The organism is Brevundimonas sp. UBA5936 (genome assembly GCA_002430835.1).
Lineage (GTDB): Bacteria > Pseudomonadota > Alphaproteobacteria > Caulobacterales > Caulobacteraceae > Brevundimonas.
This window is the reverse complement of record DJDA01000113.1, coordinates 57,251-78,154: the sequence shown is the minus strand read 5'-3', so window position 1 is coordinate 78,154 and position 20,904 is coordinate 57,251. Positions and strand designations below refer to the sequence as shown.

Below are 20,904 nucleotides of genomic sequence, written 5' to 3'. Positions count from 1 at the left end.
GCGCATTAGGCCGAAAAGATGGTCCAGACCAAAACTCTGCCGAAACGACCGTCACAGCCCCTGGAGTAATCCACCTTCGTCAGCAGGCACGGGCTTGGCCGGATCGGCTGCCAGTTGAATGCCGTCTCTTCGGATCACACGCACTTCGGGCGTGTTTTCCGGGAGAGGCGCAAATATGTCCGCCTCATCCTTGGAAAGCGTCAGCCACTCCACCCCATCGGTCGGAGCCAGCGGGACGACGCTGCGTTTGTGGAATGGCGCGATATCTGGTCCGGGCTCGGTCGTGAGTATCGAGAAGCAGCCGTCTTTCACAATGCCGGCAATCCAATGCCAGGGTTGATCTCGCATCGTGAAAAAGAAGCGGTCCATCAGCTTGACGCCGGGCTTTCGCGGCGTGCTGTGCTCGTAGAATCCTGTCGCAAGGATCAGCACCCGATCGCTGCCTGCGAAGTCCCGACCTTCGCTCCTAAAATTGAAGACCGGCTTGCCGTTCGTTGCAGACCAGGCCCAGGGCGACATCGATCCGACGAGACGGCCCCGATTGAGGCGAACCACCAAACCTAGGTCACGAATTTTCAGGCTGGGCTTCGGGCCGAGGTCGTTAGGAATCCGCCCATCCTGCCACTCGAACGGCATCTGTTTGGCTTTCGCGAGTTTCTGCAAAACTTGGCCAATGCGATCTCGCGGGCGTACTCGTTACACATCGGGAATGACTCCCTGAAACAATCCTATTGGACCGTCGGGACCGCTTTGCGACAGTCATTCGCGCACTCGCGACACATCTCTGCGCAAAGACGGCAATGGTCGTGGTCGTGACGCTCGCACTCCTCTGCACAAAGATCACAGAAGTTCGCACAGGTCTCGAGCATGGCGCGTAGAGCTTCGATATTCTGACCCGTGCGGCGGACCGCAAGTCGGGCGGTCGCATCGCAAACGTCTGCGCAATCCAGGCAGGACCGGATGCACTGCCGCATATCCATCGTCTCGGCAGAACAGGCGTCGGCGCACGACGTGCACATCAGGCTGCAGAACATCGTGTGGCGGGCGGCGTCGGCGAGCGGTTCATTGAAATCGTCGCCAACATCCGGGTGAAGCTGGATCATCTTATGAATGGACATGGCCTGGGCCTCTCTTTTCTGAAGCGCCCCGCACTGTCGAACTCCCGAGGTCGAAGATACGATCCGACTTGAAAGTTGAAGTCCGAGGCCGCCTTCGTGGAGACCTCACCTGTTCGCCCGCCAACGCTCGCGAAGCGGTCCGCTGCGCCCGACGACTGGATCTTCATCAGGGATCGCGAGCGTCCGCATTCGCCGGCGCGTCTCGTCATTGGGCGCCTCTCGGCATATGTCCCAATCGTGATCCCTCGGATACGCCCCAACGACCATGAAATCGTCGCTGACCGCGACCCGGCGATGGCCGACGCCCACAGGGAGAATGAGCGCGTCGCCGGCGCGGACCTCGACCTCGCGGCCGCCGGGCCCGCCGAGCAGCAGCGTGCCATAGCCTGTCGCCACGCCGAGCGCTTCGTGGGCCGTTGAATGGTAGTGGTCGTAGTCGAAGATTGTGTCGCGCCATTGGGGCGGCCAGCCATGATCGGCGAACATCTGTTCGAAGCGTTCCGCGGCCTTCTTCCCCTCGGCATTGACGACTCCGCGATAGAGGAGGACCGGCAGCCGTTCGTTGTTCGGCAACCAGTCGTTCTCAAGAAGAATGAACTGTTCGGTCTCCATCATTCGCTCTCCTAGACCCGCGGCGTCCGAAGCCGGCCTTTCGGCTCGCGAATCTCAATCCACACCGGCGCATGATCGCTCGTCTTCTCCCAGCCACGCGGGCGGTCATCGACTTGAGCGGCAACAAGCCGCGCGGCGGCTGGCGGGTTCAAGAGGAGATGGTCGATCCTCAGCCCCGCGTTCCGTTCGAACGCGCCGCGCCAGTATTTCCAGAAGGTGTAGATGACCTCGTCGGGGTGCAGGCGGCGGACGGCGTCCGTCCATCCTTGGTCAAGCAACCGGTGGTAGGCGGCCTTCACCTCAGGGGCGAAGAGGGCGTCGTCGCGCCAGCGCTCGGGGGCATAGACGTCCTTATCCGTCGGCATGACGTTGAAATCGCCAGCGACGATGACGGGCGCGTCAAGACCAACCAGACTCGTCAGGTGGGCGTGCAGACGATCGAACCAGCGCAGCTTGAAATCGAACTTCGGACCCGGCCGGGGGTTGCCGTTCGGCAGGTAGAGGCCGGCGATAAGCACGCCGTTCACGGCCGCCTCAATGTATCGGCTCTGTACGTCGTCGGGGTCGCCTGGCAAGCCGCGTCGGGTCTCGTGAATCTCACCAACCCGGCTCAACAGCGCGACGCCGTTCCATCGGCTCTGACCGTGCCAAATCACGTCATAACCAAGATCGCGGATGGCGCTTTCGGGGAATTTTTCCTGGGGGGCTTTCAGTTCCTGCAAGCAGACGATGTCCGGTTGAGCCAATTCCAGCCACCGAACAAGGACAGGGAGGCGGCCGTTGACCCCATTCACGTTGTAGGTTGCGATCTTCACAGGTCGGGCAGCGCCTGATCAGCGCGTCCCCAGGACGACAGCGTCTTCAGACCGGCGCGCTTAAGCAGTTCGACCTGGTCGCCGACATGGAAGCGAGCCGGACCTTCGATCGTCTCCATCTCCTTCCAGGTGATCGGCGCGGCGACAGGCGCACCTTCGCGAGCGCGGGCGCTGTAGGGCATGACGGCGGTCGCGCCGCGCTGATTGCGCAGATAGTCGACGAAGATGCGTCCTTTCCGCTGGGCCTTCGGCAGGGCGGCTGTGAACTTGGTCGGCTCAGTCTGAGCGACTGCGATGGCAAGCCGTCGAGCAAAATCCTTCACTTCGGGCCATTCGGCCCGCGGCGTCAGCGGCGCGATGACGTGAACGCCCTTGCCGCCCGTCACCATGGGGAAGGTCTCCAGCCCGATCGCCTTCAGAATGTCTCTGAAACGGAAGGCGGCGGAGCGCACGGCCTCGAAATCAAGACCCACGTCCGGGTCAAGGTCGAAGACCAGGCGGTCCGCCTTCTCGACGTCCTCGATGCGCGCGCCCCAGCCGTGGAATTCGATCGTGCCCATCTGCACGCAGGTCATCAGCCCTTCGGCCGTGTCGATATACAGATAAGGTTCCTCCTCGCCGTCCTTCTCCTCGATCGCCACATGACGGACCGCCTCCCCGAAGCTGCCGGCGTCATGCTTTTGGAAGAAGCATTTCTTGGCCCGGCCTTGCGGGCATCGGACGAGGCTGATCGGACGGGACGCGATCCAGGGCAGCATGATCGGCGAGACGGCTGTGTAATAGTCTGCGAGTTGGCCCTTGGTGATCTGGCTCTCGGGATAGATGATCCGCTCGGCGTTGCTGATCTGTATGGCCACCGGCGCTTCCGCCAGCCTGACCGGCGCCGCCTTCTCGATCACCACGGCCTCAGGCCTCTTGTCGTCTCGCAGGCCGAGATAGCTTGGATGGCGCAGGGTGCCTTCGTTCGTCATTTCGGTGAAGGCGATCTCTGCGACGAGCTTGGGGCGTAGCCAATGGGCGCCGCGGACCTCGGCGCGCGGCGCCTTGACCGTCGGCGTGTCTTGTTCGAGCGGACCCATGATGGAGATGAGCCGCTGGAGCTCCTTCGTATCGAAGCCTGTCCCGACCTTGCCGGCATAGCGCAGAGCGCCGTCCTCGTTGACGGCGAGGATCAGGGAACGGAAAGCGCGGGATTTGTCCGAAGGCGTCCATCCGACCACGGCGAACTCCTGGCGCTGGATGCATTTGGTCTTAACCCACCCGGACGATCGCGCGCCGACATAGCGGCCGTCGGCCAGCTTCGACACCACGCCCTCCAGACCGGCTGTGCAGAAGCTGTTCAACAGCTTTTCACCGCTCCCACGAATATGGTCGGAGTAGCGGAGTCGCTTCGGCTTCTTGGGCATTAGGTCGCGCAGAAGAGCCTTGCGCTCGAGCAGTGGCAGTCCCGTCAGATCCTCACCGTTTAATTCGAGGAGGTCGAAGGCGACATAGTCGATCCTGGCGGGATCGCCTTTCAATGCGCCCTGAAGCGTCTGGAAGTCGGAGCGGCCTTCGGCGTCGAACACGACAGCCTCGCCATCGAGCAACGCGGACTCGACCTTTAGGCCAGCGGCCGCCTCTACGATCCCGGCGAACTTCTCCGACCAGTCCAGGCCGGAGCGGGTGAAGGCCCGGGCGCGTCCGCCCCCGATCGCGATCTCCAGCCGATAACCGTCATACTTCATCTCGTGCAGCCAGCGGTTGCCGCTTGGCACGGCGTCAACCAGCGTCGCGAGCTGGACCGGACGGAAGGCGGGGAGGGAGGTAGTGGACGCCGGGGCGGCGCGCCGGGCGGCGCGGGCCACGGTCAGGACCGACGATCGCCGCGGTCGCCTTGGCCGGGCTTGCTCTCGTGCTTCGCCTTCTGCCGACGGTCAGCGGCGAGCGAGCGGCCCACGTCGTCGGACTCCTTGAACTGACCCTTCTCATCGCGCCGGACGTAGCGCTTGTCAGAGCCCGTATCGATTAACTCGCGTTTGGACATAGAAAGTCTCCTCTCGGGAGTCGCAACGCGCCATCGGAGCGAAAGGTGCCGTCTGCTGATTGGCAGGCCTAGTCCATGCTCATCGGAGCGGGATAGGTGACGGTCTCGTCCAAACCAATTACGGCCCCGCCTGTCAGCCGAGCCGGTTCCAGACGACCGCGTCCCATGATGTGTAGAACCGGCTCGCCGCGCGCGAGTAGATTGTCGGCGATGAGCCTGCGGTGACATCGCCACCAGACCGCTTCGGAGCACATGATTGCGCAGCGCCACTGGCGGCCGGCCTCGATCAGTCGTTCGAGCCCGTCACGAAACTCGTGTGAGAGGGCGTAGTCGGCATAGTTGTGGAAGCTCTTGTTTGCCCAGTAGGCGTTCACGTCCGCGGGCACGTCTTTCACCTGCCCGCGTCGACCGCCCAGGGCGGCGCTATGTTCGTAAGAAATCTGAAAATCCGCCAAGACGTCCGGAAGCGTTGTCTTGTTGAACTGGGGATGGGTTCGGGACATCGGAATCTTCCTGACGTCCACCACCCGTTCGACGTGCGCCTCCTGCAGCAGGGCGACGAAATCCTCAGAACTCCGGTTGGAGTGTCCGATCGTGTAGAACGGCAGCGTCACGCGTCGTGTCACACATGATCCAGAGCGCTGCCCTTATGGGCGGCGATGTGATCCGTCTTGTCGCTCCTGATCTCGTATTGGGGGTCGGCTTCCGACGCGCGATGCGTGTGGCCTTTGTAATCAAAGTCGCGGGTATGAATTTTGATAATCCGGCCCGACACGCGCCCCGCCTCGGAGTTCCAGCTGACGTGATCGCCAACGTCGAAAGTCTTGGCCATTCCTGATCTCCTAAAAGGACAATCAGGCTTTGCCGATTTCGTTCCCCCCATTTTCGGCGGCCCCCCTTGCGATCCGTGTTGACTCTTGACGCTCGCGAGTAGAACAGAAGGGGAACATTTTAGCTCGCGGCAGAATTTGGAGTCTATGTCATCGCCCTCGAAACCCCTTCTCGATGCGCTACGCACTCGCATTCGTCGGATCGAGACGAGCGAGAAGCGGGACCGCGGGGTGTTGCCGTTCGGGATCGAGGCGGTGGATCGCCGGCTGCCTGGCGGCGGGCTCTCGCTGGGCGCGCTGCACGAGGTCGCTGGCGGCGGGGCAGGCGCGCTTAACGGCGCGGCGGCGGCGCTGTTCGCCGCGGGGATCATGGCGCGTCTGGATGGGCCGGTTCTGTGGTGCGTAAGCCAGCGCGACCTCTTCGCGCCGGCGCTGGCCCAAGCAGGGCTTCATCCTGACAGGGTGATCTACGCCGAGATCGGCGACGACAAGGCCATGCTCGCCTGTTTCGAAGAAGGCCTGCGTCACGGCGGCGTCGCCGGCGTCGTCGCTGAGCTGTCCAAACTGCCGATGACCGCCTCGCGGCGTTTGCAGCTTGCGGCGGAAGCGTCGGGCGTGCCGGGTTTGGCGGTGCGCCGCTGGCGCAGACAGTCAGACGCCAGCGATTTCGGTCAGCCGACCGCGGCCGTCACGCGCTGGCGAGTCTCAGCCCTGCCTTCGAAACCCCTGCCTGTACCGGGTGTCGGCCGCCCCCGCTGGCTGGTCGAGTTGATCCGGTCCCGCGCCGGCGAATGCGCGGATTTTGTCCTGGAAGCCTGTGATGAGAAGGGTCGTCTCGCTCTCCCTGCCGACTTGGCCGACCGATCGGTTGCGCCGGTCGATGGGCGCATCCGCGCCGCCGCCTGACGCGCCGCTCGTGCTCGTCGGTCGCGACGGCCGCAAACGCATGGTGCTGGCGGCCGATGCGGCCGCTCAGGGACTCGGACTCCATCCTGGCATGGCGGTAGCAAAGGCCCAGGCCCTGGTCGCAGAGTTGACCGTGATGGACGCCGACCGGGAGGCCGACGACCTCGCGCTGGACCGGCTCGCGCTATGGGCGCTGCGACGCTATGCGCCGATCGTCGCGCCCGATCCGCCCGACGGCCTGATGATCGACATTGCTGGAGCCTCTCACCTGAAAGGCGGTGAGGCGGCCTTGCTCGACGACTTGACCGAGCGGCTCGCCTCGGCGGGCATCCACGCGCGGACCGCCGTTGCACCGTCCTATGGCGCAGCCCATGCGCTCGCGCGGTTCGGCGGCGAGGACAGGATCGTCGCCGAAGACGAGATCGCAGACCGCCTGAGCCCTTTGCCGGTCGCCGCGCTGCGCCTGACGCCCGTCACGGTTGAGGGCCTGCGCCGGCTCGGCTTCGACCGTATCGGCGAACTTGCGGCCGCGCCGCGCGCACCGCTCACCCTTCGGTTCGGACCCGAGCTCGGGCGGCGGCTCGATCAGGCCTATGGCCGCGTCGAAGAGCCGTTCGAAATGATGACGGCTGCGGAGCTGGTGAGGGTCGTGCGTGATTTCGCAGAGCCGATCGGCGCGCCGGAGACGCTGGCGCGCTACACCGGCAAGCTGGTCGCTCAGCTTTGCGAGGCGCTGGAGGAAAAGCGGCTCGGGGCGCGCAAGCTCGACCTGCTGTTTCACCGCGTCGACAATCGCATTGAGGCGGTCCGCGTAGGGACCGCCAAGCCGGTGCGCGACGTCCGGCGCCTGACCCGGCTCCTCTGCGACAAGATCGAAACCGTAGCGCCGGGGTTCGGGATCGAGCGCATGACGCTGACGGCCGCCGTCGCCGAACCGCTGCACTATCGGGCCGGCGCATCGAGCCTGGTCGAAACCGCGCCCGCCGATGTTTCCGAGCTAATAGACACCCTCGCCAACCGCATCGGTGCGAACCGCCTTTATCGCCTCGCCCCGCGCGAGAGCGATGTGCCCGAGCGCTGCCTGAGCCGCCTTGCCCCTCTGGCTCCGGCGGATGGGCGCACCTGGCCTGTCGACTGGCCGCGGCCCTCGCGGCTGCTCGACCCGCCCGAGCTGGTCGAAGCGATGGCGCTGCTGCCCGACCATCCGCCCGCCGCATTCACCTGGCGCGGCCAGCGGCGACGGGTGATGCGCGCGGACGGTCCGGAACGAATCTTCGGCGAATGGTGGACGCGCGACGCCGAACTGGAGGCGGTGCGTGATTATTTCCAGGTCGAGGATGAAGCGGGCGAGCGCTTCTGGCTCTACCGGGCCGGCGACGGCGAGGACCCGCATACGGGCTCGCACCGCTGGTTTTTGCACGGGCTGTTCGGATGAGCGCGCGCTATGCCGAACTGCAATGCGCCTCGCATTTCTCCTTTCTGCGCGGGGCCTCCTCGGCCGATGAGCTTTTCAGCCAGGCCGCCGTGCTGGGGATCGAGGCGCTGGCGATCACCGACCGCAACTCGCTTGCGGGAATTGTGCGCGCCCACGAAGCGGCCAAGGCGACCGGCGTCCGCCTGATCGTCGGTTCCCGGCTAGTACTCGCCGACGGGACCGAGCTTCTGGTCTATCCCACCGACCGGCCCGCCTACGCTCGGCTGTGTCGCTTGCTCAGCCTCGGCAAGGGCCGTGCGGGCAAGGCGAAATGCGAACTCCATTGGGACGACGTCGCCGCATGGAACGAGGGTCTGATCGCCGTCCTGGTTCCAGACGAGGCCGACGACCTGACGGCGCGGCGGCTGCGAAGGCTCGCCGATCTCTTCGGCGACCGCGCCTATTGCGCCCTGACCTTGCGTCGGCGGCCGCGAGACCATCTTCGCCTGCACGGCCTCTCCAATCTGGCGTCGGCGGCCCGCGTGCCGACCGTGGCGACCAACGATGTCCTGTTTCACCATCCCTATCGCCGCGTCCTGCAGGACGTCGTGACCTGCATCCGCGAGGGCGTGATGATCGACGACGCCGGTTTCGTCCGCAATCGCCACGCCGACCGCTATCTGAAACCGCCCGAGGAAATGGCCCGGCTGTTCCGCCTGTGGCCGGAAGCCGTCGCCCGCAGCGTTGAGGTCGCGGAGCGGTGCCGCTTCAGCCTGGATGAACTGGCCTATCAATATCCGCATGAGGTGGTCGAGCACGGTCTGTCGGCGCAGGCGACCTTGGAGAAACGGACCTGGGAAGGCGCAGCCGAGCGCTATCCCGAGGGCCTCCCGGACGAGGTCGCCGCGACCCTTCGTCATGAGCTGACCCTGATCGCCAGCCTCGACTATGCACCCTATTTCCTGACGGTGGACGCCATCGTCCGGCAGGCGCGCAAGCTCGGCATCCTCTGCCAGGGGCGCGGATCGGCGGCCAACTCCGCCGTCTGCTTCGTGTTGGGCGTCACCTCGATCGATCCGGGCCGTAACGACCTGCTGTTCGAGCGCTTCGTCAGCCAGGAACGCAAGGAGCCCCCGGACATCGACGTCGACTTCGAGCATGAGCGGCGCGAGGAGGTGATCCAGTGGGTTTATGAAACTTACGGCCGTCACCGCGCCGCCCTCTGTTCGACCGTGATCCGTTATCGCGCTAAGGGCGCGCTACGCGACGTCGGCAAGGCGCTAGGCCTGCCCGAGGACATGATCGGCCTCCTGTCGAAGCAACTCGGCCATTGGGCGACCGAGGGGGCGGACGAGAAGCTTGCGAGCGAACTCAATCTCAATATGGCCGACCGCCGATTGCGGCTGACGCTCGAACTCGCGCGCGAACTGATCGGCGCGCCGCGCCACCTGTCGCAGCATCCCGGCGGCTTCGTCCTGACAGAGGACCGCCTGGACGAACTGGTCCCGATTGAACCCGCCGCGATGGAAGACCGACAGGTGATCGAATGGGACAAGGACGATATCGACGCGCTGAAGTTCATGAAGGTCGACGTGCTGGCGCTGGGGATGCTCTCGTGCATGCGCCGGGGGTTCGATCTCCTTCGCGAGCACAAGGGCGTCGACCTCGATCTCGCGACCATCCCGGCGGAGGACCCGCGCACCTATGCTATGATCCGGAAGGCCGATACTCTCGGGGTCTTCCAGATTGAGAGCCGGGCGCAGATGGCGATGCTGCCCCGCATGAAGCCGCGCACCTTCTATGACCTCGTCATCGAGGTGGCGATCGTCCGGCCCGGTCCGATCCAGGGCGACATGGTCCATCCCTACCTGCGGCGGCGCGAGGGACGCGAACCCGTCGACTATCCGACGCCCGAACTGGAGCGGGTGCTGGGCAAGACGCTCGGCGTGCCCCTGTTTCAGGAACAGGCGATGCGCGTCGCCATCGAATGCGCCGGCTTCACCCCCGGCGAGGCGGACCAACTGCGCCGCGCAATGGCGACGTTCAAGCACACCGGCGGCGTATCGGCCTTCGGAGGCAAGCTGATCCAGGGCATGGTGGCGCGCGGCTATACCGAGGAGTTCGCCACCAGGACGTTCAGCCAGCTCGAAGGCTTCGGCTCCTACGGATTTCCGGAAAGCCATGCCGCATCGTTCGCACTCATCGCCTACGCCTCGTCATGGCTTAAATGCTGGCACCCCGATGTCTTTTGCGCGGCGCTTCTCAACGCGCAGCCGATGGGCTTCTACGCCCCGGCTCAGATCGTTCGCGACGCGCGTGAGCATGGCGTCGAGGTGCGACCCGTCTGCGTCAACGCTTCGCGCTGGGACTGCACGCTTGAACCCACGGACCGCCCGGGCGCCTTCGCTGTCCGGCTCGGCCTGCGCATGGTCACAGGGCTGGCCAATTCGGACGGGGCGGCGCTCGTGGCGGGCAGGGATCGCCCTTACGCCGACATCGACGATGTATGGCGGCGCTCGGACGCCGAGGTGTCCGCGTTGGTGCGGCTGGCGGAGGCGGATGGTTTCCGCGCGGCCTTCGGTCTGGCGCGGCGCGAGGCGCTATGGGCGATCCAGGCGCTGCGCGACGAGCCCTTGCCCTTGTTCGCGGCGGCGGCCGGCGACGATGGACGGCCGCCGCCCGAGATCAACGAGGAGGCGGTGGCGCTGAAAGCGATGACCGCGGGCAGGGAGGTCGTCGAGGACTATCAGCATGTCGGTCTTTCGCTTCGTCGCCATCCGGTCGCCTTCCTGCGCGACGAACTGGCCGGCGAAGCCATCGTCACCTGCGCCCAGGCTCAGGGGACGCGCGACGGCCGCCTCACCAAGATCGCGGGTCTGGTGCTGGTGCGCCAGAAGCCGGGGTCCGCGAAGGGCGTCATGTTCATCACCATCGAGGATGAGACTGGAGTGGCCAATCTGGTCGTCTGGCCCGACATCTACGAGAAGCACCGCCGCGTGATACTCGGCTCGAGCATGATCGCTGTGCAGGGGTGCGTCCAACGCGAAGGCGACGTCGTTCACCTCGTTGCCGCGAAACTCTTCGACCTGTCGGACCGGCTGGGCCGGATCGGCGAGAAGGATGACGCTTTCCCGTTGCCGCACGGACGTGGCGACGAGTTCCATCACGGATCGAGCGGCTCCGATGCGCGCGAGGGCAGGGGGCTGCGTATCAAGCCGCGGGATTTTCGCTAGTCCCGCGACGTTAGCAGGATCGACAACGGATCCGAGGCGTTCCTCAGAATAAGAGAGCACGGCATGACGTTTGACGAAATCTGGACGCTTGAGAAAAGCCTCTGGCTCGGCGGTCGCGAAGCCTACGCAGCGCTCCTGCATCCGCGCTGCCTGATGGCCTTCGCCGAGGTTGGAATCCTGGACGCTGAGACTGTCATCGATAGCATCACCGGACCGCGTTGGCGCGAGGTCACACCCAGCGACTACACAATCGCCCAAGCGAGCGCCGACCTTATTGTTATTGGCTATCGCGCGGCGGCTGATCGACCAGACGCTCCTACCTACTGCTGCGTCTGCACGTCCACTTACCTCCTCTCCGAAGGTCGTTGGCTTATCATCCAGCATCAGCAAACCGTCGAGGCTTGATGTTTCTCGTAGCGCGCTGTCGCGACCAAGCCCAGGAGCCTGTACGTTTTGCCGCAAATCGCGAGTGCGGGCCTGGATCGGACCCGGGAGTCTCTTTCACTGCGGCTTGCGACTCATTGCGGTGGGTCGAAAGGTCCGCTTTGGGTTGTCCCGCGAAGAGTGACGGTATCGCCATCAAGATGCCGCGCAAGTCGGAGTTCGTGGCGACCTCAACGCTGGAGAGGGTATCAGCCGGCGACTGTGACCGTGGCCAACAAGGTTTCCACCGGTGGCGGCGTCGCCATGGTTGGAAACGTCCTCGCCGGGGGCATCATTGGCGCCGGAATCGGTGCGGGGACCGGCGCGATGCTCGATCTGACGCCGAACCCAGCGCACGTGGATTTCAGCCAAGAGCGCGCGCCAGCGACCAGTCGTCCGGAGTAGGAGTTCGACAGAAGAACGGCGGCTCATCCGGGGCCGCCGTTTCCAATTGAATGAAGAGGTCACCTAGCCTGAGCGGTATGGAACGGAGAGCGGCGCGCTTCCTTCGATAGAGGCAACGAAGGAGCAAGCCATGCCACATCAGAACACGTCATCGCCCAGCGCGACCGCTCAGAATGCCGCGACCGATCCGGCGGCTCCGCGCGACCAGGCGACAGATCAGGACCGCAAGGAAGAACCTCGCTCCTACGCGGCGCCGGATGCTTCCGACAGTTCGCTAGCCCCGCCCGCCGCGGGCGAGGTGTCCGACTATATGGACGAAGGGGAGGTCTTGGACGGAGAAGCCGTTCAGCAGGGCGCCAATCACGCGAACCGGCCCGACCGTACCGAGGCCATGGATACGCAGGGCCCCAAGACCAGGGCCGCAAACCGCGACATCGTGCAGGGCAGGAACTGAAGCTTGGACGGCGGCTCTGCCCGGGCCGCCGTCCGACTGAACCTCGGTTGATCAGTCTGGGTTAGCGATCGGCGGCGTCGCCGGTGGAGCTTTCACCGCTTCCTCCTCCAGCTTTCGGCGCTCGTCGGGGTTCTCATCCGGTTGAGGTGTAGTGACGCTGGGATCGGGCTCCCGTTCCCGGCGCTCAGCTTCGTCGGTCTCGCGTCTGGCTTGCTCCTGGAGGCTGTCTTTATCGGCGGGGCCGCGAGAGTTCGGGTCGTTTGGCGGGACGTCGGTCATGGTCATATCCTCTCTAGGGTTGCCCTTAACCAAGCGGTGGGCGCCGATCCCGTTCCAGCAGGCTGCCCCTTGGGGTTCCAAACTCTAGCCTAGCTAACCAATGGCTCTTCTGCACCTGTGTCTTCCCCGTCGTATCGAACGAACGATAGCCGGCCATCGGGCTCCAGCACGCCCCATTTGATCATATCCAGCCGTTCGATCCCGGCCTTGCGCATTTCCGACAGGATTTCGTCCGTTCTGATGCGATCCTTGTGCAAAGCATCTTCGACGAGCCTGCCTCTATTGATCACGATCGCAGGCAGCGCCTCGCTGACGGTTTGAAACCATTTCAGCCGGTAGGTCATCACCGAGTCGATAAAGGTCAGGAACAGAAGGGTAGCGGCCCCGACCAAGGCTCCTGGGATAGACTCGTCGCCAGCCGTCAGGGACGGCGATACGATCTCGGCTATCATCAGAAGGGTGACGATCTCGAACGGCGACATCTGGCTAAGCTCACGCTTGCCAAGGAACCGAAACCCCGCTGTTAGAGCGACGAATATGATCGTGACCCGCACGATCAAATCCAGACCGTTGCTTTCCTCCGGCTCGATGACGCCGACAGCTCCGAGGAAAACCACGGCTGCGATAAGCGTGACGCCGAGAGCTTCTACCTTTCGTAAGCGTATTTTGGGCGGGACAGTCGCCAGCTTGGGCAGAGCACTCAGGTCCGCAAGATGGGGGCTTGCTTTCATCTTTCCGCGTCCTTGCAGTTAAGCCGATAGCTTCACAACGCAGCGCGCGGTTTAGGGTTTGCTGTGTGCCTAATCGCACCCTCAGCAAAGGGGCGGTGTAGATTCGGGAGATTCAACCGTAACCATGCAGTCCTTGAGGGGCGTCGCCGGATAGGCAGGCCGACCTCGCCGCTGCGCATGACCGAGCGGTGGCGCTCGACGCCCAGGTCAGGAAGCTCACAGCTGATCTGTACGACAGGAACGAGACGCCGCTCTGGAGAAGGCGGAGCAGAAGGAAGGCGAGATCCGCCAACTCCAACAGGTGATCGCGTCGCTGCGCCGCTCGGAGGATATCGAATGACCGACACGCCCATCCAGGGGCGCGAAACAACTCTCGGGCAGTTTCAGATGAAGCTGCGGGAGTTGATAAAGCTGGATGGTCGACCGGTTAAACCTCTTGGCGCATGTACAATAATAACTGCGGAGCGGGCTCGTAATCACGCAGCAAAGGAAATCAAGGCTTATAAGGCTCGCATGAGGCTTGAGGCGGAAGCGCGGGGCGAGAAAGAACTCGCGTCTATCACTCGCGCATTGAAGGGAGGCCGGAAGCCCGCTCCAGTTAACCCGCCGCCGAGTTGCCGCCCAAGCCTGGCTGACGGGCATAAGAAAACCCGTCTGCCACATTGGGACTCAGACGGGCCTAATGAGCCGAGGCTCGTAGCCTAAATGGGAGCCAGTATTAAAAGCGCAAGGCCCACAAGAAATTAATCAGCACCGCCTGCAATGATCGTCAGAACGGCCCAGATGATTACGGCCAGTGCGATCACACCCCCAAACGCAGCGGCGATAACGAGGCGCTTTTCAGCCGCAGTCAGCCTCCGATGATCCATTGTTCCGTGATCTCCGTGGACGGCAGCCGGCGAACAGTACGCGTAGCACCATTGTGAAGCCGCAGGTGATAAACTTGTCTGCGCTCCAGAAGCGCCCTGTAATTGCTCGATATTAAATCTGGTGGAGCCCTCAACTCGAACTAAATAATATTTATCCTTGCTTGTTCCGTCTTTGTAGCTCACCGTCTGGATGTCGATATCTCTGCGTAACGCCCTATTTCTTTGCGACGCATCGAGATTTCCGTTTCCTTAGACCCGACAGCTCTCAGGACCTTTTCCTCAGGGCAATCTTTCTCGGAGGTCATGGAAATGGCTACTGGCATTATCAAATGGTACAATCCTACCAAGGGTTTCGGTTTTATTGCTCCTGACGCTGGCGGCGGCGACGTCTTCGTCCACGTCTCGGCTGTCGAGCGTGCTGGCCTCAGCGGCCTGAACGAAGGCCAAGCGCTGTCGTATGAACTCGAGCGCGACCAGCGCTCGGGTAAGACTTCGGCAGGTCAGCTGCAGGTCGTTTAAGCGAACGCGCCAGTTTAATGGCGCTATTGAGGCTCGCTCTCTCAGGAGGGCGGGCTTTCTCGTTTCTAGAGACGCTTTGACTTCCCGGAGGCTGTGAGGCGCCGGCAGCAAGAAGGCCCGACCGGCGGCCGGGCCTTTACGCGTTCTAGAAATGACGCGTCAGATACGCGGCCCACGGCCGCGCATGCCGCCCACAACTAGCGAGACGACGAACAGAATGACGGCAATGATGGCGATGAATTTCGCGATCTCGAACGACATGCCCGAGATGCCGCCGAAGCCGAGCACGGCGGCGACCAGGGCGATGATGAAGAAGATGATGGCCCAACGAAGCATGGATGGTCCTCTGGCGTGTTGATGACGGCGTGAACGTCGACGCCTCCGCTTCGACCGCTCCACCCGTCGGCCAACGTATCGAAGGCTTGAGCGTTCCGAGGGACTGGAACCGTGCTATCCGACTTTGCAGCGACGTCCATTGGCGATCATTTGGAACCCGGCAAGCGCCCGCCAGTTGGCCTTTCGCAGCCCACCCCATCCTCGGGGCTGCCCTCTGTAGAACCGCCGAGCCCCTCGCCGGATGCCCCAAGCGCCGGCGAGGGGTTTTCAGTTCTGCAGGACGCCGCGCTCGATCAGATCGAGGACGACGGGGTCCTGAAGGGAGGCGGCGACTTCGCGCGCGAAAGCGCGGTGCGCCTCTGCCTCATCCATGATCAGGCGTTTGCTGCCGTCTCGATGCGACGACAGCCGAAAGGAAATTTCGCGCTGCTGCTTGGCCAGGCGCTCTATCCGAACCAGTTTCACCCCGGCCTGATCGCGCAGGGTGGCGCGTGAACTGACGACCATGATCGACCTCCTGAGCGAGCCGATAAAGCTCGGGAGGCGATAGACGGTTCCCGCGGACGGAACTCTTCAGCGCCGGGCTGGTTGGGACACAGCGCCGCGCTTGCTGGCCTGTGCGGCGCTCCGGGGAGACGAGCGCCCTCCGCTGTTATCCTGGCGGCGGAGTGGCGCTCAACCCGCCGGCAGGAGATCTCGGTAGGGCTCGCCTCGATCGCCTGCCTCGGCTCTGGTCAGCACCTTCGTTTCCTGCTGCGATCCGACGTGGATGACGATGTCCCGATGGCGCAGGCCGTCGTGCAGAGCCGTGCACTTGGCCCGCACACCAGACAGCACATTGACCCAGTGGTCAGTCTCGACCGTGATCAGGCCCGGCAGAAGGTTGGGGTCGTCGCCGGCAGCGGCAGCCATGGCCTCGAGGGCATCGTTCAGTTGGTCGGGCGTCATGGCTCAGCGGTGTAACTGAGTCGCCCTGCCGCGGCCTAGCGTGGGCGCCGCAGCAGGCGCGCCGCCTCTTCCTTCCACAGTGCGCGAAAGCGCAGGATGATGGACGCGGGCAGGTTGGCCGCCGCGCGCGATCGGCGGTGAAGGTCATGGGCCTCGGCTTCGAGGCGGGCCGCCTTGTGCAGATCGGTCTCGGCTGTCATGGCGATTCCGGCCAGACTTTCTGCACCGTCAACGATCCGGCCGGGCAGGGCCGCAGCATGAGGTCTTCGGCCGCGCTGAGATCCAGCCAGTGGACGCCAGCACCCTGCGGCAAGAGGACGATCTGGCGGTCATGATAGGGCGCGACGTCGGGGCCTGGTTCGGTCGTCAGCATGGCGAAGGCCCCGTCCTTAATGATGCCGGCGATCCAGAACCATGGCTGGCCGGCCATGGTGAACAGCCATTTCGTCTTCTTCCCCTGCACCTTGGGTTCGGTGAACTCGTAAAAGCCGTCGGCCGGGATCAGGCAGCGGACGGAGTTGGCGAAAGACCGGCCGTCCGAGCGGAAATTGAAGACGGGTTTTCCGGTCGGGCTCTTCCACGCCCAATTCGTCATGGTCAGTTGCGGGCCATCGGCGTCCTGGGTGACGACGGGCGCAGCATCGCCGATGCGGTAATCGGTTTGCGCCAGGTTGGGCAGGCCGCCCGGAAAGCCGAGCGACCGGCCCACGTCACGGAACGGCGCGGCGATTTGGTTGGCCGGCACGTGCAGGCGATAGTTGTTGCACATGGCGCATCCTCAACTCTGGCCGAGCGACGTTCAATCCCTGGGCGGGCCGTGGCCGATAGAATCCCTCACTCGCCATATGTTTGGCTGGCCGCTCCATTCTTGGCCACAAGCCTGCACGGCGGCTATGGCGGCGAAGAATGGGGCATGGCCGTGGCCGCAGGGTGGAACCCGACCATGAGTTTCTGGAGCTGGCGGTGGATGTCCCCAGGGCGCTCGAGGTCTTCAGCCGTGGGGGAGGTCTTCACCCTGTACTTCTCGCAGCAGATCGCGAGTGCTGAACTCGACGGGACTCGGGAGCCTATTCCAGTACGGCTTTTGACTCATCGCGGCGGTTGGCAAGGTCTGCTATCGGGCGGCTGCTGGCCTCGCCATCGGACGCGTCGCGCGTCGTCTTTACCCTTGCCGACCCGCTGAAGTTGTTCACCGTTGAGGGGCGGCGGTGGTGAAGCGGCCCGGCAGGTCAGGTGAAGCCTAGGGCGTCCAGGCCGTCATCTGCAGGGCGGCGCCTCCAAGCTTCTGGAAGGCTCTCTGTCGGCATGAGAAGACGATGATCTGCTGATCACGCGCCTGCATGTGGAGCGCATTGAACATGCGCTCTATGCGGTCGTCGTCGGAATAGACCAGGGCGTCGTCCAGGATCACTGGAGCCGGCCTGCCGTCCCGGGCCATGAGGCGGGCGAAGGCCAAGCGCGTCAGGATGGAGAGTTGCTCGCGCATGCCGCCGCTCAGGCAGGCCACCTCTTCTTCCAGCCCCTTGCGGATCAGGGTTTCGGGGAGGAGGGTCTGGTCATTAAAGGCGATGGCGGCGTCTTCGAACAGCAGGGAGAGCAGGGGGGTGAGCTCGTTCATGACCGGCGTCAGATAGAGCTCCTTGGCTTCGGCCCGGGCTGCCTCCAGCGCGCCATGCAGCCGGTCGAGAATGGCGATCTCATGCTCGAAACTTGCGACGCGGGCCGTGGCGGCGGCCAGGGCCTCCGCCTTTTCGTTCCGGTCTTCTTCGACGGCCTCGTCGGAACGGGTGCGGATCTGGGCGTTCAGGGCGGCGTTTTCCTCGCGCAGACCGCCGATCTCCAGTTCGGCGGCGTCCTTGACAGACCGGACCCGACTGAGGGCGGCCTCGGCGATGACCAGGTCCGTAGCGCGCGTGCGGAGCGCGTCCACCTGCTCCTGGGCCTCGGCCTGGCCTTGCTGCAGCAGGGCCAGCCGGTCGGCCAGGGCCTCGAGACGGGCTTCACGGGCATCGACCGGACCCAAGACCCCGGCGATCTGGCTCTCCTGGGCCTCAAGGCTTGCCAAGGCGGTCTGGGCGGCGACATAGGCGGCGTCCGCAGCGGAACGGATCGTCTCGCATTCGCCGAGGCTGTTCACGGCCGAGCGACGCCGTTCGACGGCCTCCTCATAGGCCGCCTGGAGCGCGTCCCGATCCAGATCCAAGTCAAGCAGGCCGGGATCGATATCCTCGTCACTGGCGACGATCTCTTGAAGCTTGTCGATCCCCTCGGGCGCCAGGACGGCCAGTTTGGCCTTTTCTACGCCGAGCAGGCCCTCCAGATGCTGGGCCTGGGTCTGACGCGCGCGCGCGGCGTCGACGTCTGCCACGCCGATAGAGGCCAGCAGGGCGCGCCGCGCGTCTTCGAGGGCGGTCAGTTGTCCCGGATCGTCCGGGCGATTCGACCGCAGATGCACCCGGCCTATGCTCGGGACAATCAGCGTCGCATGACCGTCATAGGCATGGTCTTCGCCGCCGGCGAGATCCTGTCCTTCCAGTTGGAGCCGCACCGGGGTGTCGGCTTCATACTCGACCGTGACCGATGGCCTTGCAGCGTCGCGTAGGGCGGTGAGGCGGACGATCTGGACGTCGAGGTCCTCGAGATCCCGGATGGCGCTGGACGGCACCTTGGCCGCGGCGATCCTTGCAGTCAGGGCCTCGATCTCGCTTCTGATGTCGATCGCCTGGGCGAGGCTGTCCCTGTGGGCCTGGCTGCGCGCGACGGTGTCGCGCGCCCTTTGCGCGGCATCCGCCTGGTCGAGCGCAGCGCGGGCGCCGACGACCGCCTGCTCAGTTTGATCGGCTTCGGCGCGCGATGTCTTTTCGGCGTCTCCGGCGGCCGAACGACGTCCCACAGTTTCGTTGTGACGGCTTCGGGCGGCTTGCAGGTCAGCCGACAAGGCGGCCAGTCTGGCAAGCGCGTCCCGGTGCTGATCATGCTCGCTCTGGACGACGCTCCGGCGCTCGGTCGCGAGGTTGAGTTCTGCCTCCCGGGTCTTGAGCGCTTCATGCTGCAGACGCGCGGCTTCAAAGGCCGTTTCGGCGGCGGCGACCGCCTCCAGGCGCGCCTGGCGCTCCTCCGGAGCCTCGATTTCCGCAAGGCGGCGCTGGACGGTGGTGCGACGGTCGAGGGCGTCACGTAACGCCTGCACCTCCGCGTCCAGACGCTGCAGTTCGGCGTGAAGCCGATCGCGCAGGTCGATGGCGGCCGCATATTTTCCACCCGCTCTGGGGCGGCCCGTGGCAGTCACCAGTTCTGCGCGAGAGGCTGCGGTCGCAGACAGGATATCCGCCATGCGGCGGCCGCCCGTAATGGTCTCGACCTCGCCCTGCACGGATTGCAGCAGGCTGGTCCTGGCGCTTCTTTCGTTGTCCTCCTCGGCTTTGGGGCGGCGATCCCAACCCGTGACGCCCTGCTTGACCCAAAGCAGGCCCGCCGGTCCGCCGGATCCGCCCTGCACCAGATCCGAGATGAAGGTCTCCGCCTCGTCCGCTTGGCGCAGGATCTGGTTCGTGGCGAGATCCAGCACCTTGGCGTGGCTACGGCCGAAGAACTGCTTGGTGAGGCGATAGCGTCCCTCGGAGGTCGTGACGTCGACTTCCACCAGACAGTTTCCGCCGCTGTAGGGACGCAGGGCCCGGGCGTCGGTCGCGGTGCTGGAATGCTTGACGAAAAAGAGGGCGTTGAGCGCCTCGAAACTGGTCGACTTGCCGGCCTCGTTGGGCGCGCACAGGACGTTGACGCCCTCGCCGAAGCCTTCGATCGATACGCCGGTGTCTGCGAAGCGCTTGACGTTGAACAGTCTCAGGGCGTCGAGCCTCATGACGCCTTCTCCTGCGCATGGCGATAGAGACGCGCGAGGGCGGCGCCCGCCACGGCGCGTTCGGCGGCCGACAGGCTGGTGTCGTCCGCGTCACTCAACAGGCTGTCGGCGGCGACGCGCAAGGCGCCGCTCCGTTCGATGTCGTCGAGGTCGTCGACGTCATGCTCGAGGGCGAGACCGTCCATGTCGAGCTCGAACCAGGCGAAGTCGGGCGACAGGTCTTCAGCCTGGGCGACAAGCGCCGCATGGCGCGCCAGACGGCAATGGCCGGAGGCCAGGACCCGGGCCAGGGTCTGGCGTCTCTGGTTCGGTTCGGGAATGAGGCTGCGCAGGATCTCGACCGGGTCGTCCTGCGACAGGACCTGCAGGTCCAGCGTGCGCCACTGGAAGGCACCGGTCGTCAGCGGGGTGATCCGGGGCAGGGCCTGGACGCCGTTCAAGGACACCAGAAGGGCTTCGCCGGGACGGTCATGCTTGAAGCGATCGGGTTCGGGCGTGCCACTGTAAAAGGTTCGGTCGTCTATCTGCATCGCGCCGTGCCAGTCGCCCAGGGCGAGATAGTCCAGACCGGACCGGCGTGCGCGATCAGGAGCGATGACGTCTTCGCCGGACCCCTCCTCGGTGAAGGTCTGGATGGCACCGTGGGCCAGTCCGATCCGCAAAACGCCGGTCGGGGTGGGGGCTGCGTCCATCCATTCGGTGGTGTCGCGTCCGGGGCGGCGGGTCGTGCAGGGGGCCGGCAGGACAAAGACGTCGGGGGCGAGTTCGAGGGGCTGGGCCTGCTGGGCCAGGGTGACGTTGGGCGGCGCTTCCGCCGCCATGCGGCTCCAGAGCTCCGCGGCCTGCAGGGAGTCATGATTGCCCGGCAACAGCACCCAGCGGATTGAGGGGTGCTGGCCCATTTCCGTCAGGGCCTGCCGCCGCACATCCGACGCCGGGGTCTCGGTGTCGAAGGTGTCGCCGGCCAGCATGACGGCGCTGGCCTCCTGTTCGCGGGCATGGACGGCGAGCCGTCCCAGAACGCCATGGCGCGCTTCCCGGAGACGACCCGGCAGATCGCCCGTGAAGCCGCCGAAACGCTTGCCGAGATGAAGGTCGCTGGAGTGGATGAAGCGAAACACGAG

Annotated in this window: 23 protein-coding genes; 7 read left to right on the top strand and 16 right to left on the bottom strand. The window is 64.7% G+C overall.

Going from position 1 to position 20,904, the window contains the following annotated elements:
- Window positions 1-51: 51 nt before the first annotated feature.
- From B2Y21_RS11290 to B2Y21_RS11255, 8 genes are all read right to left on the bottom strand, one after another.
- Window positions 52-663, bottom strand: coding sequence for an SOS response-associated peptidase family protein (locus B2Y21_RS11290; protein WP_292059817.1), 612 nt, complete (start codon window positions 661-663; stop codon window positions 52-54).
- A gap of 65 nt (window positions 664-728) precedes the next feature.
- Entirely contained in the window at window positions 729-1,118 is a 390-nt protein-coding gene (locus tag B2Y21_RS11285; protein WP_200165195.1) for a four-helix bundle copper-binding protein, read from the bottom strand.
- 105 nt (window positions 1,119-1,223) lie between these two features.
- Window positions 1,224-1,733, bottom strand: a complete 510-nt coding sequence (locus tag B2Y21_RS11280) for a hypothetical protein (RefSeq protein ID WP_200165194.1) — start codon at window positions 1,731-1,733, stop codon at window positions 1,224-1,226.
- An 8-nt stretch (window positions 1,734-1,741) separates the two neighbouring features.
- On the bottom strand, window positions 1,742-2,545 hold the full coding sequence (gene xth / locus B2Y21_RS11275) for an exodeoxyribonuclease III (RefSeq protein ID WP_200165193.1): 804 nt from the start codon (window positions 2,543-2,545) through the stop codon (window positions 1,742-1,744).
- Window positions 2,542-4,392: a DNA ligase D gene (gene ligD, locus B2Y21_RS11270; protein ID WP_200165192.1), complete on the bottom strand. Its 1,851-nt coding sequence runs from the start codon at window positions 4,390-4,392 to the stop codon at window positions 2,542-2,544. Before ligD ends, xth begins: the two co-directional genes overlap by 4 nt.
- Before the next feature lie 2 nt (window positions 4,393-4,394).
- Window positions 4,395-4,571 carry a hypothetical protein gene (locus tag B2Y21_RS11265; RefSeq protein WP_145915895.1) on the bottom strand — a complete coding sequence of 59 codons (177 nt, stop codon included), beginning with the start codon at window positions 4,569-4,571 and terminating at the stop codon, window positions 4,395-4,397.
- Window positions 4,572-4,639: 68 nt separating this feature from the next.
- The gene (locus tag B2Y21_RS11260; protein ID WP_200165191.1) at window positions 4,640-5,185 is read right to left on the bottom strand and encodes a DUF488 family protein; all 546 of its coding nucleotides are present in this window, start codon (window positions 5,183-5,185) and stop codon (window positions 4,640-4,642) included.
- Window positions 5,186-5,193: 8 nt separating this feature from the next.
- Window positions 5,194-5,403, bottom strand: coding sequence for a DUF2945 domain-containing protein (locus B2Y21_RS11255; protein ID WP_200165190.1), 210 nt, complete (start codon window positions 5,401-5,403; stop codon window positions 5,194-5,196).
- Between the two features lie 145 nt (window positions 5,404-5,548).
- Between B2Y21_RS11255 and B2Y21_RS11250 the strand changes: the two genes are divergently transcribed.
- The 5 genes from B2Y21_RS11250 to B2Y21_RS11230 all read left to right on the top strand — a co-directional run bounded on the left by B2Y21_RS11250 (window position 5,549) and on the right by B2Y21_RS11230 (window position 12,236).
- A complete protein-coding gene (locus B2Y21_RS11250; RefSeq protein WP_200165508.1) occupies window positions 5,549-6,307 on the top strand; it encodes an ImuA family protein in 759 nt (252 codons plus the stop codon).
- A complete protein-coding gene (locus tag B2Y21_RS11245) occupies window positions 6,282-7,742 on the top strand; it encodes a DNA polymerase Y family protein (protein WP_234288686.1) in 1,461 nt (486 codons plus the stop codon). The genes B2Y21_RS11250 and B2Y21_RS11245 overlap by 26 nt, the downstream gene beginning before the upstream one ends.
- Complete coding sequence (locus B2Y21_RS11240; RefSeq protein ID WP_292059807.1) at window positions 7,739-10,954, top strand: error-prone DNA polymerase; 3,216 nt, start codon at window positions 7,739-7,741, stop codon at window positions 10,952-10,954. The genes B2Y21_RS11245 and B2Y21_RS11240 overlap by 4 nt, the downstream gene beginning before the upstream one ends.
- Before the next feature lie 63 nt (window positions 10,955-11,017).
- The gene (locus B2Y21_RS11235; RefSeq protein ID WP_292059806.1) at window positions 11,018-11,359 is read left to right on the top strand and encodes a nuclear transport factor 2 family protein; all 342 of its coding nucleotides are present in this window, start codon (window positions 11,018-11,020) and stop codon (window positions 11,357-11,359) included.
- Between the two features lie 553 nt (window positions 11,360-11,912).
- Window positions 11,913-12,236, top strand: coding sequence for a hypothetical protein (locus B2Y21_RS11230; RefSeq protein ID WP_292059805.1), 324 nt, complete (start codon window positions 11,913-11,915; stop codon window positions 12,234-12,236).
- Window positions 12,237-12,287: 51 nt separating this feature from the next.
- On the opposite strand, the gene B2Y21_RS11225 is transcribed toward B2Y21_RS11230, so the two are convergent.
- Together B2Y21_RS11225 and B2Y21_RS11220 are read right to left on the bottom strand one after the other, a co-directional pair.
- Complete coding sequence (locus B2Y21_RS11225; RefSeq protein WP_292059803.1) at window positions 12,288-12,515, bottom strand: hypothetical protein; 228 nt, start codon at window positions 12,513-12,515, stop codon at window positions 12,288-12,290.
- Between the two features lie 89 nt (window positions 12,516-12,604).
- Entirely contained in the window at window positions 12,605-13,246 is a 642-nt protein-coding gene (locus B2Y21_RS11220; protein WP_200165183.1) for a DUF421 domain-containing protein, read from the bottom strand.
- Between the two features lie 1,178 nt (window positions 13,247-14,424).
- Between B2Y21_RS11220 and B2Y21_RS11215 the strand changes: the two genes are divergently transcribed.
- Window positions 14,425-14,634, top strand: coding sequence for a cold-shock protein (locus B2Y21_RS11215; RefSeq protein ID WP_200165182.1), 210 nt, complete (start codon window positions 14,425-14,427; stop codon window positions 14,632-14,634).
- A gap of 159 nt (window positions 14,635-14,793) precedes the next feature.
- Here B2Y21_RS11215 and B2Y21_RS11210 read toward each other — a convergent pair whose 3' ends face one another.
- On the bottom strand, window positions 14,794-14,970 hold the full coding sequence (locus tag B2Y21_RS11210) for a DUF1328 domain-containing protein (RefSeq protein ID WP_200165181.1): 177 nt from the start codon (window positions 14,968-14,970) through the stop codon (window positions 14,794-14,796).
- 111 nt (window positions 14,971-15,081) lie between these two features.
- Here B2Y21_RS11210 and B2Y21_RS11205 point away from each other — a divergent pair, with 111 nt between their 5' ends.
- Window positions 15,082-15,465 carry a hypothetical protein gene (locus B2Y21_RS11205; protein WP_292059801.1) on the top strand — a complete coding sequence of 128 codons (384 nt, stop codon included), beginning with the start codon at window positions 15,082-15,084 and terminating at the stop codon, window positions 15,463-15,465.
- A 180-nt stretch (window positions 15,466-15,645) separates the two neighbouring features.
- Here B2Y21_RS11205 and B2Y21_RS11200 read toward each other — a convergent pair whose 3' ends face one another.
- From B2Y21_RS11200 to B2Y21_RS11180, 5 genes are all read right to left on the bottom strand, one after another.
- Window positions 15,646-15,918 (bottom strand): hypothetical protein, encoded by a 273-nt coding sequence (locus tag B2Y21_RS11200; protein WP_292059800.1) that lies wholly within the window; start codon window positions 15,916-15,918, stop codon window positions 15,646-15,648.
- A gap of 35 nt (window positions 15,919-15,953) precedes the next feature.
- Window positions 15,954-16,118 (bottom strand): hypothetical protein, encoded by a 165-nt coding sequence (locus tag B2Y21_RS11195; protein WP_292059797.1) that lies wholly within the window; start codon window positions 16,116-16,118, stop codon window positions 15,954-15,956.
- The gene (locus B2Y21_RS11190; protein WP_292059794.1) at window positions 16,115-16,687 is read right to left on the bottom strand and encodes an SOS response-associated peptidase; all 573 of its coding nucleotides are present in this window, start codon (window positions 16,685-16,687) and stop codon (window positions 16,115-16,117) included. The genes B2Y21_RS11195 and B2Y21_RS11190 overlap by 4 nt, the downstream gene beginning before the upstream one ends.
- Window positions 16,688-17,158: 471 nt before the next feature.
- Window positions 17,159-19,780: an AAA family ATPase gene (locus B2Y21_RS11185; RefSeq protein ID WP_292059792.1), complete on the bottom strand. Its 2,622-nt coding sequence runs from the start codon at window positions 19,778-19,780 to the stop codon at window positions 17,159-17,161.
- Window positions 19,777-20,901, bottom strand: coding sequence for a metallophosphoesterase family protein (locus tag B2Y21_RS11180; RefSeq protein WP_292059790.1), 1,125 nt, complete (start codon window positions 20,899-20,901; stop codon window positions 19,777-19,779). Before B2Y21_RS11180 ends, B2Y21_RS11185 begins: the two co-directional genes overlap by 4 nt.
- Between the last annotated feature and the right edge of the window lie 3 nt (window positions 20,902-20,904).

Coding starts and splice junctions, on each gene's coding strand:
- B2Y21_RS11285 (WP_200165195.1), bottom strand. CDS start 1,118: ATGTCCATTCATAAGATGATCCAGCTTCACCCGGATGTTGGCGACGAT.
- B2Y21_RS11280 (WP_200165194.1), bottom strand. CDS start 1,733: ATGATGGAGACCGAACAGTTCATTCTTCTTGAGAACGACTGGTTGCCG.
- B2Y21_RS11265 (WP_145915895.1), bottom strand. CDS start 4,571: ATGTCCAAACGCGAGTTAATCGATACGGGCTCTGACAAGCGCTACGTC.
- B2Y21_RS11255 (WP_200165190.1), bottom strand. CDS start 5,403: ATGGCCAAGACTTTCGACGTTGGCGATCACGTCAGCTGGAACTCCGAG.
- B2Y21_RS11250 (WP_200165508.1), top strand. CDS start 5,549: ATGTCATCGCCCTCGAAACCCCTTCTCGATGCGCTACGCACTCGCATT.
- B2Y21_RS11245 (WP_234288686.1), top strand. CDS start 6,282: ATGGGCGCATCCGCGCCGCCGCCTGACGCGCCGCTCGTGCTCGTCGGT.
- B2Y21_RS11240 (WP_292059807.1), top strand. CDS start 7,739: ATGAGCGCGCGCTATGCCGAACTGCAATGCGCCTCGCATTTCTCCTTT.
- B2Y21_RS11235 (WP_292059806.1), top strand. CDS start 11,018: ATGACGTTTGACGAAATCTGGACGCTTGAGAAAAGCCTCTGGCTCGGC.
- B2Y21_RS11230 (WP_292059805.1), top strand. CDS start 11,913: ATGCCACATCAGAACACGTCATCGCCCAGCGCGACCGCTCAGAATGCC.
- B2Y21_RS11225 (WP_292059803.1), bottom strand. CDS start 12,515: ATGACCGACGTCCCGCCAAACGACCCGAACTCTCGCGGCCCCGCCGAT.
- B2Y21_RS11220 (WP_200165183.1), bottom strand. CDS start 13,246: ATGAAAGCAAGCCCCCATCTTGCGGACCTGAGTGCTCTGCCCAAGCTG.
- B2Y21_RS11215 (WP_200165182.1), top strand. CDS start 14,425: ATGGCTACTGGCATTATCAAATGGTACAATCCTACCAAGGGTTTCGGT.
- B2Y21_RS11210 (WP_200165181.1), bottom strand. CDS start 14,970: ATGCTTCGTTGGGCCATCATCTTCTTCATCATCGCCCTGGTCGCCGCC.
- B2Y21_RS11200 (WP_292059800.1), bottom strand. CDS start 15,918: ATGACGCCCGACCAACTGAACGATGCCCTCGAGGCCATGGCTGCCGCT.
- B2Y21_RS11195 (WP_292059797.1), bottom strand. CDS start 16,118: ATGACAGCCGAGACCGATCTGCACAAGGCGGCCCGCCTCGAAGCCGAG.
- B2Y21_RS11190 (WP_292059794.1), bottom strand. CDS start 16,687: ATGTGCAACAACTATCGCCTGCACGTGCCGGCCAACCAAATCGCCGCG.
- B2Y21_RS11185 (WP_292059792.1), bottom strand. CDS start 19,780: ATGAGGCTCGACGCCCTGAGACTGTTCAACGTCAAGCGCTTCGCAGAC.